Consider the following 14,787-nt stretch of genomic DNA (forward strand, 5'->3'; position numbering starts at 1 on the left):
ATGTCCCATCCTCTCCAAAATCCTGGCCAAAGGCCAGACGGAGGGGTGTGTCCGCCGGGGTGACACCCCTCCACCGCCCGCGGCGGTCCCCCTCCCCTTATCCGGGGAGGAAGGGCGTTTTACTGGGTGCCTTCGGCATACCAGGTGCGGAATTCGGCATATTTCGGCATTTCTTCCGAATTGGCCTTGGGGTCGATCACGACATGGACGACGCCCGGCTTGCCGCTGGCATAGGCACGCGCGATCGCCGGCTTGATGTCCTCTGCCCTGGTCACATATTCGCCGTGGCAGCCAAAGCCCTCGCCGATCTTGTCGAAGCGGACTTCCTTGCTCCAATGGGTGCCGGTTTCTTCAGTGCCCTGGCCGAAGGTGCGCTTGTAGACGCCCACTTCCAGGCCCCACTGATTATCCACGCCGACGACGCAGACCAGCGGCAGCTTGGTGCGCACCGCCACTTCCAGTTCGGCGATATGGAACATGAAGCTGCTGTCGGAAGTCAGCAACAGGCCCGGACGGCTGACGCCGGTGGCCGCCTTGTCCGCCAGCATCGCGCCGGTGGCATAGGGAATGCCGGTGCCGATATGGCCGAAATTCTGGTTCCAGATGACGTCGTTCGGCTTGCACTGCGAATAGGTCCACTGGAAGATCACGCCGGCGCCGCCGTCGCGGATCAGGATGCCGTCCTTGGGGAAGGCCTCGGTCGCTTCCACCGCCAGACGGGCGGGATGGATCGGCAGATCGCCGGTGCCATCGCTCTTGGTGCGCGATTCCGCCGCCAGTTCGTCCAGTTCGGCCTGGCCGTCGCGCATGAAGGCTTCCAGCATCGGCGCAGGGGCGCGCGGCGTGTCCTTCAGCGCCTCGACCAGCTGCGGCACGACGCCGCGCAGGTCGCCGACCAGCGGCACGTCGATCGGGCGGTTGACGCCGATCGCGGCGGGATCCTGCTCGACATAGATCCACTTGCGGATCGCTTCATTCTTCATCCAGTAGCGCCATTTGCCGAAATGGACCGGCTCGCCCAGTTCGGTGCCCAGCGCCAGCACCAGATCCGATTCCGTGACCGCTTCGATCGACGCCTTGGAGAAGACGTACTGGAAAGTGCGATCTTCCAGCCCCTTGATATAGCTGGTGCCGCCCGAGGTCTGGATCACGGGGCAGTTCATCAGGTCCGCCAGTTGCTTCACCGCCGCGCCCGAGCGCGAGGTGTGGACGGCATGGCCGACCAGCAGGATCGGGTTCTTGGCGGCGCGGATCAGGTCGGCCGCTTCCTTGACCCGGTCGATGTCGGCGCCCTGGTTGACCAGGCGATAGCGGTCCGGTGCCAGCGGCGCGGGCAGGTCCAGTTCCTCCAGGATGATGTGGCTGGGATATTCGATATAGACCGGGCCGGGGGTGCCGCCCATCGCCTTGCGAATGCCCTCGCGCACCACTTCGTCGGTCTGGTCGGCATATTCGATCGAGGCGGCATATTTGACGCTATTCTCGAACAGGGGCATCTGCTTCACGAACTGGATGCGGCCGCGACGGACGCGCTGTTCGGTGACACGGGCGCGCTGGCCCGACAGGAAGATGACCGGCGAATTTTCGACCAGCGCGCACTGGATGGCGGGCGCCATATTGGCGATGCCCGGCCCCAGCGTGCCGATCGCGACGGCCGGCTTGCCGGTTATGCGCGACGCGGCCTCGGCCATGAAGCCGGCAGCGGCCTCATGATGGGGCGCAACCACGGTCCAGCCGCGCCGTTCGGCCTCCAGGAACATGTGGACGAAATTGGGGTCGGGAATGCCGAACAGCGTGTTGATGCCTTCGGCCTCGAACAGGTCCAGCATCCGCTTGTAGACCGGCGTGCCCTTCTTGTCGGTGGCGTTCACGTTGACGGCGGGCTTGGGATCGTCATAGCTCATTTGAGTAACCTCGGTGCGCCCGTACCCATGTACGTGGCTAGGTTGCGGTGGAAATTGGTGATCTTGCGTTCCTGATGGGGGTTGGGCAGCGGCCCGCGGAAACCGCGCGACTTCATGCCCTTCTGCACCCATTCCATGTTCGAGAAGTCCTGGGCGAGGACCGCGCCCCAGCCCTCGGCGGTGGCCTCCGTCTCTTCCCATTCGGTCGCCGGCACTTCGCCTTCGGGAAAGCGCTCGATCGCGTAGGATTCAAAGATGCACATGTCGGGATCGTCGCCATAGGGACGGGTGCGGTAGCAGAGCGCGAAAGTGATCCCCTGCAGCACCGACATGTTGGGAAAGACGTGCCAGGCAAGCCCCGCCTCGGCCATCACCTCGGGCGGGATTTCCGGCCAGATCACGCCGCGCGCGGCATCGTCCGCCTTGGCGGATTTCAGCCAATGGGCGATGACGTCGCCCGCCGCCGTGCCCTCGGGCAGTTCGTCGACCAGCCGGCTCGCCGCATTGACCAAAGTCTCGGTCGAGGCGGCATAGTTCAGCGTCTCGTAATTTTCGCGGATCAGCTCATAGGTGGAGCGGCGCGGATCATCGCCCTTGCCCGCGCGGGTGACGCTGCTGCTCTGGCTCATCTGGAAGGCCGGGTCGCGCTGGTCGAAACCGCTCACCCCATGCAGGCCATAAGCCGCGCTGTATGCGTAATAATCGCCATAATCGAGCAGCTGGGTATGGGTGCCCGCGACATGGTAAGGCTCCATGAAAGCCTCCAGCGCGGTCTTCCAATTGGCCGGATAGACCACCCATTTGCGCCATTTATAGCGCATCTTGTCCATTTCGAAGTGGGACAGGATGCGGCCGGCATCGCCCAGGAAATCGATCAGCGGCTCGGCATTGAGGTCCATGTGGATCCAGATCCAGCCGCCCCATGTGTCGATCTTCACATCCGACAGGCGGGTGCATTCGGCATTGAGCGCGCCCTGCCAGTCCTGCGGGTCGAGGATGTAGGTGTTGTTACCCTCTGTATCGAAGGTCCAGCCATGGAAGCCGCAGACGAAGCTGCGCCGGTTCTTGCCGCGCACCGAATGCACGTCCTTGGGCACATCGACCAGTTGGCGGCCGCGATGCGGGCAGACATTGAAGAAGGCGCGCAATGTGTCGGGCGCGGTCCGCACGATGATGATCGACTCATCGCAAATGTCGTAGGTCATCCAGTCGCCGACATCGGGCAGTTCCTCGACCCGCGCCGCCATCTGCCAGACATGGGGCCACAGCTTTTCCTTCTCCGCCAGGGCATAGTCCTTCGACAGGAATGCCTCGGTCGGATAGGTCAGCGGCTTGGCCAGCGCCTCCACATCGATATTGTCGATCTTGCTCATGGCATCCTCCTGCAACGTCCGCGTTGCCCGATGGGTACGGCCCGCGAGTCCGCTCGCCGGGGCCGCAAGGACAATATTTTCAACCTGCCTATCGCAACTGGCGGGAGCGTCCCAAGGGAAGAGCGGCGACCGCTACGAACCATCCCCGGGGCGATCCGGTCCATGGCTCAGGACCGCAATTCCATGCCGTCGAGATCACCCTTCGCGCGCCAGTCCTGCACCAGTTTCTGGAAGGCGCCCCAGCCCGGCCCATAGCTGCGGAACAGCGCCCAGGGCGCCTTCACCTGGCCCTCATTGGTGAAATAGCTGGGGGTGCATTCCTGCTGGAAGGCGGTCATGTCGATTTCCATTTCCTCGAAATGGCGGACATAATCCTCCTGCCCCTGCAGGGTGGTCTCGACCACCTTGGCGCCCTTATCCATCACCGCATGGATGATATGGGCGATATGCTCCGCCTGACGGCCGAACTGTTCGGTCACGCTGGCGTTGAGGCCGCCCTGAATATAGCCGATGAAGAACTGGTTGGGGAAACCATGGGTCATGGTGCCGTGCAGGGTGCGCGGACCATTGGCCCAATGATCGTAGATGGACAGGCCATCGCGCCCCTCGACCGCATCGATGCCCCAGCGGCGCTTCAACTCGCTCGTCACCTCGAAACCGCTGGCGAAGATGATGCAGTCGACCTCATATTCGACGCCGCCCGACACGAAGCCCTTCTCGGTGATCTTCTCCAGCCCCTTGCTGTCGGCGACGTCGATCAGCGTGACATTGGGCCGGTTGAAGGTCGGGTAGAACTCATTGCTCGACAGCGGACGCTTGCAGAGGAAGCGATACCAGGGCTTCAGGGCCTCGGCCGTCGCCTTGTCCTCGACCATCTCGTCGACGCGGGCGCGTAGCCGCTCCATCACGCGATAATCGACCACTTCGCGCTTCGCCATGAACTGCTCGATCGACATTTCGGGCCAGCCTTCGGCTTCCAGCTCGGCCGACAGGTTGCGGGCAATCTCGGTCCAGATGTCGCAGATAAGGTCCGGCTCGCCCGGCGCAAAGGATTCCATCGCGGCCCGGTGGAAATTGGCCTGACGATCGGCCTGCCAGCCGGGCTGCAGCGATGCCGCCCAGTCGGCATCCGTCGCCGGATTGGGCCGCTCGTCCACGGTCGATGGCGTGCGCTGGATGACATAGAGCTGCTTGGCGTAGCGGCCGAGATAGGGCACCGCCTGGATCGCAGTCGCGCCGGTGCCAATGATCGCGACGCGCTTGTCGGCCAGCTTGTCGAGCACGGGATTGGCGTAGCTGCCGCCGCTATACTCATAGTCCCAGCGGGCAGTGTGGAAGATCTTGCCCTTGAAGCTGTTGATGCCGGCGATGCCGGGCAGCTTGGGCATGTTGAGCACGCCGCAGCCCATCACCACGAAGCGGGCCAGCAGTTCGTCGCCCCGGCTGGTGCCGACGCGCCAGCGCTGGATCGTCTCGTCCCATTTCAGCGAGGTGATGAGGGTGTGGAACAGCGCCTTGTCGGCGAAACCGAAGCTTTCGGCGATCTGGCGGCAATAGGCCTGGATCTCCGCGCCGTCGGCGAATTTCTTCGACGGCATGAAGCCGGTTTCTTCCAGCAGCGGCAGATAGCAATAGGCGTCATTGTCGCACTGGATGCCGGGATAGCGATTCCAGTACCAGACGCCGCCAAAATCGCCGCCATGGTCGATGTTGCGGAAATTGGTGACGCCCTGCTTGGTCAGATGATAGCCGGCGAGCAGGCCGGCAAAGCCTGCGCCCAGGACCACGACATCCAGTTCCTCGACGATCGGGTCACGGGCGACGACCGGCATATGCGGGTCGACGTCATAGCTGTGCGTCGTGTCGTCGGTGGTCGGCTGATATTGGCCTTCCCGGTCGGCGCGCATCCGCTTGTCGCGCTCGGCGCGATATTTCTCGCGCAGGGTCGGGATATCGAATGTGTCAGCCGCAGGCGTCTGCGTCGGCTTGCAGGTCATGACCTCTCCTGGGGATCGCTGTTCTCGCCATTTTGTTAATCAACACATATGTTGACTTGCAATGGTGGAGCGGCGGGCCGGCGCTGTTAGCGCTGTGGCGATCCCTTGGCGGCCTTCTGGCCGCGGCGCTGCCCCGAAAATGGGCAGTCAGCGGGAGAGGTAGTCAGTCGTCAGCTGGCGCGCCGATCAGGCGGCGCGGGCCAGCTTTTCTTCCTTGGCGACCGGGAAGGTCACGACATCGGCCGAAACCGGCTCGGCAGCGGGGGTCAGCGCGGCGATATAACGCTCGGCGGTGACGACGTCCCGGCGATAGGCGAAATAGAGCGAGATGAGCGAAAACATAAGAACCTCGGACAAGAATATTGCTGCGTCGCAGCATCGAGGTTCATCTGGTCCTCCCCGGCTTTTTTCGCAAATGCAAAGGCGCCAAGGCCAGTTGCACGAAACGCCATCGACCGGTTGCGCGCCTTGCAACGGCAACCGGTCGATCGCGATCAGACCCGGCCGGTGACCGGGATCAGCGCGCCGGTGATCGGCGCCGCAGCGGGCGACAGCAGGAAGGCGATCACTCCGCCCAGCGCCTCGGGCGAGACCCAGCGGCTGGCATCCGCGTCGGGCATGTCGGCGCGGTTGGCCGGCGTGTCGATGATGCTGGGCAGCACCGCATTCACGCGCACGCCCGCATCCTTCAGTTCTTCGGCCAGCGCCTCGGTCAGGCGTGCGACGCCCGCCTTGGACGCGGCATAGGCGCCCATGCCGGCGGCCGCCTTCACCGACGCCGCAGCGCCAATGTTGACGATCGCGCCGCCGCCATCGCGCAACAGCGGCAACAAGGCGCGAGTCGCGATCAGCGCGGTGCGGACATTCATGCCATAGAGCCGGTCCCAGGTGGTGACCGAGCCATCCTCCACCGTCTCCCAGCTGAAGCCGCCGGCGATATTGACCAGCGCGTCGAGGCCGCCCAGCGCTTCGCCGATCTTGTCCGCCGCGCCGGCCACCGCCTGCTCGTCGGACAGGTCAACGCCGCCCAGCGCCAGGTCGACGCTGTCGGCCGTAACCGCGCCCAGGTCGATACCCGCCACCGTCCAGCCGGCCGCGCGCAGCACCTGCACCGCCGCCCGGCCCAGCGCACCGGCCGCACCGGTTACCGCCACCACTCCCGCCATCATCATCCCCTTTCGATAGTCTGCGTCAGATCCCGGACATGCACAGATATTTGATCTCGACATAGTCCTCGATGCCATGGCGCGATCCCTCACGGCCCATGCCCGATTCCTTGATGCCGCCGAACGGCGCCACTTCGGTCGAGATGAGGCCGGTATTGATGCCGACCATGCCGACCTCCAGCGCCTCGCCCACGCGCCAGGCGCGCGACAGGTCACGGGTGTAGAAATAGCCCGACAGGCCGACTTCGGTGGCGTTGGCCAGTGCGACCGCTTCCTCTTCCGTGTCGAACAGGAAGAGCGCGGCGAGCGGCCCGAACGTCTCCTCGTCGGCCAGCTTCATCTCCGGCGTGCAGCCGCTGATGATGGTCGGCTCGAAGAAGCTGTGGCCCAGCTTGTGGCGATGCCCGCCGCTCACCAGCGTGCCGCCCTTGGCCAGCGCGTCGGCGACATGTTCCTCGACCTTCTCCACCGCCTTCTCGTCGATCAGCGGCCCCTGGGTCACGCCCGCTTCCGTGCCCGGCCCGACCTTCAGCCTGGCGACCGCGGCTTTCAGCTTCTCGGCAAAGGCTGGCGCGACGTCGCGCTGCACCAGGATGCGGTTGACGCAGACGCAGGTCTGGCCGCTGTTGCGATATTTGGACGCGATCGCGCCTTCGACCGCGGCATCGAGATCGGCATCGGCAAAGACGATGAAGGGCGCATTGCCGCCCAGTTCCATCGACAGCTTCTTCATCGTCGGCGCGCATTGCGCCATCAGCGTCTTGCCGACCTCGGTCGATCCGGTAAAGCTCAGCTTGCGCACCAGCGGGTTGCCGGTCAGTTCCGCGCCGATCACCCGCGACGATCCGGTGACGACGTTGAACACCCCCTTGGGCACGCCCGCCCGTTCGGCCAGCACAGCCAGCGCCAGCGCGGTCAGCGGCGTCTGGGTGGCGGGCTTCAAGACCATGGTGCAGCCTGCCGCCAGCGCCGGCGCCGCCTTGCGCGTGATCATCGCGGCGGGGAAATTCCACGGCGTGATCGCGGCGACCACGCCGACCGGCTGCTTGATGACGACGATGCGGCTGTCGGCGCGATGGCTGGGGATGATCTCGCCATAGATGCGCTTGGCCTCTTCGCCGAACCATTCGATGAAGCTGGCGGCATAGGTAATTTCGCCCTTGGCCTCGGTCAGCGCCTTGCCCTGCTCGCGGGTCAGGATCATGGCCAGGTCATCCTGATGCGCGAGCAGCAGTTCGAACCAGCGGCGCAATATGCGCGATCGTTCGGCCGCCGTCTTCGCCTTCCACTCTGGCAGCGCCGCCTCCGCCGCCTCGATCGCCGCGCGTGTCCCCGCCTCGTCGATCGCGGGAATGCCGGCCAACCGCTCATCCGTCGCAGGATCGGTCACGTCGATGCTGGCGGTGCCGATCCACTGGCCGTCGACATAGCATTGTTCGCGCAGCAGGCTGGGGTCGGCAAGGGCTATGGTCATCGGATCACCTTCTTCGGCAGGATGTAGGGCAGCGGGCACAGGGCGCGCCCGTCGCTGCGTCCAACGCAGCATGGCCCCATTTCGATGCGAAGGTGGGATGCGCGGCAGGCGGCGTCAACGTGGACAGAATGTCCCCGCCCAAGGATCGACACCGCGATGCGCGCTATTGGGGGATATGCGGCGCCCGCCGATTGACCAGAGGCCGCTGATAGGAAGGATCGCTCTTGTCCCGTGCCGGCGCGCCATTGGCATGCAGGTCCAGCACGTCGCCGAACGGCAGCGGCAGGGTCGGCACCAGCCCCGACCATTCGATCATGTTGGTGCGCAGCACAATCTTCCACTGGCCATCGCGCCGTTCCAGCCGGTCGAGATAGCGGCCCCCGGCGATCCAGTTGCTCTCGTCCCGGTTGCGGCCGACGAACAGATAATAGGTTTCGGCATGGGCGGTGTCGCCATCGATATCGATCGTCATGTTGAGCAGATTATGGTGGGTCGCCACCTGCCCGCCCTCGTGCAGGGCGCTGGCCCAGGCATAGAGCGCATCGGGCGCGCCGACGAAGCTGCCCGCCGCGACGGTGGCGTCACCATGAAAGGCAGACAGGAACAGGGCGCGGTCAAACCGGTCCATGCCCCGGCTGAACCGGGTCAGGCAGTCGACAATATCCTGCCGGTCGAGCAGCGCATCGATCCGCGCCTGGCGGTCTGCGTCCATCCTATGCCTCCGTCCGCAGGGCGATCGGCTGCCAGATCGGTGCGCCGCGCTCGGCCCGCAGCGACGGGATGGTCTTCCCGTCGACATCGGTGATGTCATAATCCTGTGCCAGCTCCGCGGTGATGAAGGTGCCGCCCGATCGCGCCATGATCGCCGGATCGGCCAGCAGCGCGGCGATCACTCGGCCGGGAAATTCGGGCGAGCAGCCGGCCAGCGGATTGGTCACGGTCAGCGCCTTCATCGCCGGATTGGCGGCAATGTTGCGCTGCGCCCGCTCGGTCATGGTCAGCCCCTGCCATAGCGAGAGCGAGGCAACGCCATGGGGTTGCAATTCGATCGCCATGTCCCGCGCCATGCGGTCGACCGCCGACTTGGCAGTGCCGAACACGACGCCATAGGTATAGGTCACGCCGACATAGCCCGATATCGCCACGATCAGCCCAGAACCCTGCGGCACCATCATCTGCGCGGCATGGCGCGCGGCGACGAAGTTGGAGCGGACGCCGACATCGACCATATCCCAGTTGGACAAGGGTTTTTCCCAGAAGCTGCCCGGCACGGTCAGATCCTCGGGGATCGCAAAGGCATTGTTGACCAGCAGGTCGAGCCGCCCCTGCTCGCGCTGCACCTGGTCGAACAGGGCCGCCACCTGCGCGTCGTCGCCATGGTCGACCTGCACCGCAATGCCCCGGCCGCCGCGCGCATCGCATTGCGCCGCCGTCTCGCCGACCGTGCCCGGCAGTTCATGGTCGCCCGCATTGACCGTGCGCCCGGTGACATAGACGGTCGCGCCCTGCTCGGCGAGCGCCAGCGCCATCCCCTTGCCGATCCCCCGGCTCGCGCCGGTGACGATCGCGACCTTGCCGTCCAGCGGTTTCATGATCCTCTCCCTCAGTCCGTCTCGCGCGCGAAGAAGCGCACGCTATGATCGCCGTTCGCGCGACCGGTGAAATGCGGCGCGCTGAACGCCATGCCCATCACCCCCTGGCTCCAGTCGGCAGATGGGCCGATATCCTGCACCCAGTCATAGAGCATGGTGCGCCGCGCGATCCGCCATTGGCCGTCCCGCCGCTCGAAAATGTCGAGATAGCGGCCGCCGATCATGACGTCGCGCTGCGCCTCGCCCATGTCGATGCGATGATAGGATTGGACCTGCGTCTCGACCCGCGCCGTGTCGCCCGCCAGGTCGATGACGCTCTGCCCCAGCAGATGCTGGGTGCAGAGGATCGCGTCGGCGCCGGGCACCACCCAGGCGAGATAGGCGTCGAAATCGCCGGCGAACACGCCATAGTCGGTGCGGCCGTCCGGCCAGCAGCACGCCCGGATCAGATCGGCGTTGCGCCGGTCCTCACCCCGCGCCAGCCGGGCGAGGCAATCGCGGATCGCCTCCCGGTCCAGCATCGCCTGCAAATGCGTGGCGGCAATATCCATCCGGCCCTCTCCTTCCCACCCGTCGCGGCGGGTGGTCTGTCCATGGACCGGTCATAGGCGCGCGCCATGGCGCGTCGCTTGACCAATTCGGACAGGAGAAAGCCGGGCGGCCTCAGCCGCGCGGGGCGAGGCCGGCAATCAGCAGGTCGACCTGCGCCGCCGCGATCGCCTCGGCGCTCATCGCGCCCGCCGGATCGCGCCAACGCGCCGACCAGTTGAGCGCGCCGGCCAGAGTGAAGGCGGCCAGCTTCACGTCAACCGGGGCGATCGACCCGTCCGCCACCGCGTCGGCGATCAGCCCGCGCATGGCCAGGTCGATGTCGCGCTTGCGCGATCGGAACAGGATCGCCCCTTCGGCCGACAGGCATTCGTCACCCGTCCGCACCACGCAGGCGCCGAAATCATCCATGATCACCGCGCCATAGCGGCGCAGGAAATAGCCGAGCCGGGCCAGTCCATTGCCTTCACCCGCGCGCGCCTCATCGGCTGCGGCGCGCAACATCTCCAGGCCGCGGGTGACGCATTCGATCAGCACCTGCTCCTTGTTGCCCAGATAATGATAGATGGTCGGCTTGCTGATCCCCAGGCTCGCGGCGACATCGTCCAGCGAGGTCGCATGGAAGCCGCGTGCGTTGAACATGCGCACCGCCGCGCGCAGCACCGCCTCGCGCTTTTCCTCCCGCTCGCGCGCCTTCTCCTCCCGCGTGCGGAAGGGAGACGGGATCGCCACTGCGCTTTTCGCCGACACTCGCTGTTCCTCCATGCCGCCTGTTGACAAGAAATCGCAACAGGCGCAACCTACTCATGAGTATAGGAGAGACGCAAGGGTTTATGCTGACCGAAATCCAGAGCGCGATTCGCGACACCGTCCGGGATTTCGCCCAGGCGACGATCCGCCCGCATTCGGCCCGGTTCGAGGCCGAGGGCGGCTATTCCCGTTCGCTGTTCGAGGAGATGGCCGGCCTTGGCCTCTGGGGCATGACCGCGCCCGAAGCCTATGGCGGCGCGGAGGCGGACTCGGTTTCCTACGCCCTCGCGCTGATGGAACTGGCCGCTGCCGACGGCGCCCTCTCCACCATCGTCTCGATCCAGAATTCGATCCTCGTCTCGGGCCTGCTCAAGGATGGCAGCGAGGCGCAGAAGGCCCGCTTCCTGCCCGACCTGATCGGCGGCCGCACCATCGGCGCCTTCGCCCTCACCGAAAGCGATGCCGGCTCCGACGCCTCGGCCGTGCGCACCCGCGCGGTCAAGGTCGATGGCGGCTGGCGCATCACCGGTGCCAAGCAGTTCATCACCTCCGGCAAGATTGGCGGGCTGGTGATGATCATCGCCGTCACCGATCCCGACGCTGGCAAGAAAGGCCTGTCTGCCTTCATCGTGCCGACCGACCGCCCCGGCTATTTCGTCGACAAGGTCGAGCACAAGATGGGCCAGGGCGCATCGGACACCTGCGCGCTGCGGTTCGAGGACATGTTCGTCGAGGATGATCTGCTGATCGGCCAGCCAGGCCAGGGCTATCGCATCGCGCTCGCCAATCTGGAGACCGGCCGCATCGGCATCGCCGCCCAATGCGTCGGCATGGCCCAGGCCGCGCTGGAGATCGCCATCGCTTACGCCAAGGACCGCAAGAGCTTCGGCAAAGCCATTATCGAGCATCAGGCGGTCGGCTTCCGCCTTGCCGACCTCGCCACCCGACTGGAGGCCGCGCGCCAGCTCGTCCTGTCCGCCGCCGCGATGAAGGACAGTGGCCAGCCTGCGCTCACCCAGGCGTCGATGGCCAAGCTGTTCGCCTCCGAAGCGGCCGAGGCGGTGGTATCCGGCGCGATGCAGACACTGGGTGGCTATGGCTATCTTGAAGAATTCGGAATCGCGAAAATCTACCGCGATGTCCGCGTGTGCCAGATTTACGAGGGCACGTCGGACATCCAGCGCATGGTCATTGCGCGCAGCCTTTGAAGGAGTATTTCGATGCAGGACGATCCGGTAGTCATTGCGAGCTATGCCCGCACCCCCATGGGCGGGTTCCAGGGCGCGCTCTCGGCGGTCAAGGCCACCGATCTTGGCGCGACGGCGGTCAAGGCCGCGGTCGAGCGCGCCGGCGTCGCCACTGACGCCATCGATCGCATCTATATGGGCTGCGTGCTGCCCGCCGGCCTTGGCCAGGCGCCCGCGCGTCAGGCGGCGCTGGGCGCTGGCCTTGGCCTCAATACCGAAGCGACGACCGTCAACAAGATGTGCGGGTCCGGCATGCAGGCGGCGATCATGGCGCATGAGGCGCTGGCATCGGGCGCGGCCGATATCGTCATCGCCGGCGGCATGGAAAGCATGACCAACGCCCCCTATGCCCTGCCCAAGCATCGCAGCGGCGCCCGCATCGGCCATGACCGCATCATCGACACGATGATGATGGACGGGCTGGAGGATGCCTATGAACCCGGCAAGGCGATGGGCGTCTTCGCCGAAGAGGCCGTGCGCGACTATCAGTTCACCCGCACCGACCAGGATGATTATGCCATCCGCTCGCTCGACCGCGCCAATGCGGCGATCGGCAGCGGCGCCTTCGTCCGCGAGATCACGCCGGTCACCATATCGGGCCGTGGCGGCGACACCATCATCGATACCGACGAACAACCCGGCAAGGCCCGGCCGGAAAAGATTCCCGGCCTCAAGCCCGCCTTCGTCAAGGATGGCACCATCACCGCCGCCAATGCCTCGTCGATTTCGGATGGCGCCGCCGCGCTGGTGATGACCCGCCAGAGCGTCGCGGAAAAGCAGGGCCTTAAAGTGGTGGCGAAGGTCGTCGCCACCGCCGCCCATGCCCATGAGCCCGCCAAGTTCACCACCGCGCCGGTGCCCGCGATGCGAAAGCTGCTGGCCAAGGCCGGCTGGTCGGTCGAGGATGTCGACCTGTTCGAGGTCAACGAAGCCTTTGCCGTGGTCGCGATGATTGCCGCCAAGGAACTGGGCATCCCGGCCGACAAGCTCAACGTCAATGGCGGCGCCACTGCGCTTGGCCATCCGATCGGCGCATCGGGTGCGCGCATCGTCGCCACCCTTTTGGGCGCGCTGGAAACGCGCGGCCTCAAGCGCGGCGTCGCCAGCCTCTGCATCGGCGGCGGCGAAGCCACCGCCATGGCCGTCGAACTCGTATAATTCTGCCGGGAGAGGACAGATAATGGATATCAAGGGACTGGCGGCCATCGTCACCGGTGGCGCCTCCGGCCTCGGCCGTGCCACCGCCACCATGCTCGCGGCGCAGGGCGCCAAGGTCGCGATCTTCGACCTCAATGAGGACGCCGGCAAGGCGGTCGCCGCCGAAATCGGCGGGCTTTATGTCGGCGTCAATGTTGCCGACGATGCCAGCGTCACCGCCGGGCTCGACACGGCGGAGGGCGCGCACGGCGTCGCCCGCATCCTGGTCAATTGCGCCGGCATCGCCCCGGCCGTAAAGACGGTGGGCAAGGAAAATCTGCCCCATCCGCTCGACAGCTTCGCCAAGACGGTGACCGTCAACCTGATCGGCACCTTCAACATGATCTCCAAATTTGCCGCCCGCGCGGCAGCGGCCGAGGAGATGGACGGCGAGCGTGGCGTTATCGTCAACACCGCCTCGGTCGCGGCCTATGACGGCCAGATCGGCCAGGCGGCCTATGCCGCGTCGAAGGGCGGCGTGGTCGGCATGACCCTGCCGATCGCCCGCGATCTCGCCCAGCACAAGATCCGCGTCATGACGATCGCGCCGGGCATCTTCCTGACGCCGATGCTGGAGGCCTTCCCCCAGCATGTGCAGGATGCGCTGGGCGCGCAGGTGCCCCACCCCAGCCGCCTCGGCAAGCCCGCCGAATATGCCCAGCTGGTCGAATCGATCGTCCGCAACCCGATGCTGAATGGCGAGGTGATCCGCCTCGACGGCGCCATCCGCATGGCGCCGCGCTGATGAGCGGATCGGGCAGCGGCGTGACGCTGGCGATCGCCGACGGCATCGCCCGGATCACGCTCGACCGGCCAGCCGTCGGCAATGCGATCGACCTGCCGCTCGCCCGTGCGCTGCTCAACGCCGCGATTCGGTGCGAGGGCGATGCGGCGGTCCGCTGCGTCGTCCTCACCGGCAGCGGCAAGCTGTTCTGCGCCGGCGGCGATGTCGCGTTGATGGGCGGCGCGGGCGCGCAACTGCCCACCGTCCTCACCGAACTCATCGCCACCTTCCACGCCGCCGTCACCCGCCTCGCCCGCATGGCCAAGCCGCTGGTGACTTTGGTCAACGGTCCGGCGGCGGGCGCCGGCTTCAGCCTCGCCATATTGGGCGATGTCGTGCTGGCCGCCCGCTCGGCCCATTATACCGCCGCCTATGGCGCGATCGGCCTCACTGCCGATGGCGGGCTGAGCTGGCTGTTGCCGCGCCTGGTCGGCCTGCGCCGCGCGCAGGAGATCATCCTCACCAACCGCCGCATCAAGGGCGAGGAGGCCGAAGCGATCGGCCTCGTCACCCGACTGGTCGACGACGACGCGCTGGAGGCCGAGGGGCTGGCGCTCGCCGCCCGCCTCGCCGACGCGCCGACGGCGGCCTATGGCGCCGCCCGCACCCTGCTGCACGACAGTTTCGACACCGGCTTCGAGACCCAGCTCGACCGCGAATTGCGATCGATGGCGGTCGCCGGCGCCGACGAGGCGCAGGAGGGGCTTGCCGCCCTGCTCGCCAAGCGTCCCCCGAATTTCAAAGGAGCCTGACC

At 66.0% G+C, this 14,787-nt stretch carries 14 protein-coding genes; 4 read left to right on the forward strand and 10 right to left on the reverse strand.

All coding sequences use genetic code 11. The features are described 5' to 3' along the window. Positions 1–119: 119 nt before the first annotated feature. The 10 genes from AC0KVN_RS22050 to AC0KVN_RS22095 all read right to left on the reverse strand — a co-directional run bounded on the left by AC0KVN_RS22050 (position 120) and on the right by AC0KVN_RS22095 (position 10,805). On the reverse strand, positions 120–1,904 hold the full coding sequence (locus tag AC0KVN_RS22050) for a thiamine pyrophosphate-binding protein (protein WP_004209074.1): 1,785 nt from the start codon (positions 1,902–1,904) through the stop codon (positions 120–122). Next, positions 1,901–3,277 carry an aromatic ring-hydroxylating oxygenase subunit alpha gene (locus AC0KVN_RS22055; protein WP_270091693.1) on the reverse strand — a complete coding sequence of 459 codons (1,377 nt, stop codon included), beginning with the start codon at positions 3,275–3,277 and terminating at the stop codon, positions 1,901–1,903. Before AC0KVN_RS22055 ends, AC0KVN_RS22050 begins: the two co-directional genes overlap by 4 nt. Before the next feature lie 167 nt (positions 3,278–3,444). Next, entirely contained in the window at positions 3,445–5,274 is a 1,830-nt protein-coding gene (locus AC0KVN_RS22060) for a flavin-containing monooxygenase (RefSeq protein ID WP_270091694.1), read from the reverse strand. A 186-nt stretch (positions 5,275–5,460) separates the two neighbouring features. Then, on the reverse strand, positions 5,461–5,631 hold the full coding sequence (locus AC0KVN_RS22065; RefSeq protein ID WP_155276487.1) for a hypothetical protein: 171 nt from the start codon (positions 5,629–5,631) through the stop codon (positions 5,461–5,463). 137 nt (positions 5,632–5,768) lie between these two features. Then, positions 5,769–6,446: an SDR family NAD(P)-dependent oxidoreductase gene (locus AC0KVN_RS22070; RefSeq protein WP_435568078.1), complete on the reverse strand. Its 678-nt coding sequence runs from the start codon at positions 6,444–6,446 to the stop codon at positions 5,769–5,771. 19 nt (positions 6,447–6,465) lie between these two features. After that, positions 6,466–7,914: an NAD-dependent succinate-semialdehyde dehydrogenase gene (locus AC0KVN_RS22075; RefSeq protein ID WP_435568079.1), complete on the reverse strand. Its 1,449-nt coding sequence runs from the start codon at positions 7,912–7,914 to the stop codon at positions 6,466–6,468. A 163-nt stretch (positions 7,915–8,077) separates the two neighbouring features. Beyond that, the gene (locus tag AC0KVN_RS22080) at positions 8,078–8,626 is read right to left on the reverse strand and encodes a nuclear transport factor 2 family protein (protein ID WP_435568080.1); all 549 of its coding nucleotides are present in this window, start codon (positions 8,624–8,626) and stop codon (positions 8,078–8,080) included. Between the two features lies 1 nt (position 8,627). Next, complete coding sequence (locus AC0KVN_RS22085) at positions 8,628–9,506, reverse strand: SDR family NAD(P)-dependent oxidoreductase (protein ID WP_435568081.1); 879 nt, start codon at positions 9,504–9,506, stop codon at positions 8,628–8,630. 11 nt (positions 9,507–9,517) lie between these two features. Beyond that, complete coding sequence (locus AC0KVN_RS22090; RefSeq protein WP_435568082.1) at positions 9,518–10,057, reverse strand: nuclear transport factor 2 family protein; 540 nt, start codon at positions 10,055–10,057, stop codon at positions 9,518–9,520. Positions 10,058–10,169: 112 nt separating this feature from the next. Continuing rightward, the gene (locus tag AC0KVN_RS22095; RefSeq protein WP_004209084.1) at positions 10,170–10,805 is read right to left on the reverse strand and encodes a TetR/AcrR family transcriptional regulator; all 636 of its coding nucleotides are present in this window, start codon (positions 10,803–10,805) and stop codon (positions 10,170–10,172) included. 83 nt (positions 10,806–10,888) lie between these two features. Here AC0KVN_RS22095 and AC0KVN_RS22100 point away from each other — a divergent pair, with 83 nt between their 5' ends. Genes AC0KVN_RS22100 through AC0KVN_RS22115 form a run of 4 tightly spaced genes read left to right on the forward strand, consistent with a single transcriptional unit; the run spans position 10,889 to position 14,785 of the window. Continuing rightward, a complete protein-coding gene (locus AC0KVN_RS22100; RefSeq protein WP_435568083.1) occupies positions 10,889–12,013 on the forward strand; it encodes an acyl-CoA dehydrogenase family protein in 1,125 nt (374 codons plus the stop codon). A 12-nt stretch (positions 12,014–12,025) separates the two neighbouring features. Then, positions 12,026–13,210, forward strand: coding sequence for an acetyl-CoA C-acyltransferase (locus tag AC0KVN_RS22105; protein ID WP_435568084.1), 1,185 nt, complete (start codon positions 12,026–12,028; stop codon positions 13,208–13,210). A gap of 22 nt (positions 13,211–13,232) precedes the next feature. Then, positions 13,233–13,994, forward strand: coding sequence for an SDR family NAD(P)-dependent oxidoreductase (locus AC0KVN_RS22110; RefSeq protein ID WP_435568085.1), 762 nt, complete (start codon positions 13,233–13,235; stop codon positions 13,992–13,994). Next, complete coding sequence (locus tag AC0KVN_RS22115; RefSeq protein ID WP_435568086.1) at positions 13,994–14,785, forward strand: enoyl-CoA hydratase/isomerase family protein; 792 nt, start codon at positions 13,994–13,996, stop codon at positions 14,783–14,785. Before AC0KVN_RS22110 ends, AC0KVN_RS22115 begins: the two co-directional genes overlap by 1 nt. Positions 14,786–14,787: the final 2 nt, after the last annotated feature.

It is taken from the genome of Sphingobium sp. SG1 (assembly GCF_057063145.1).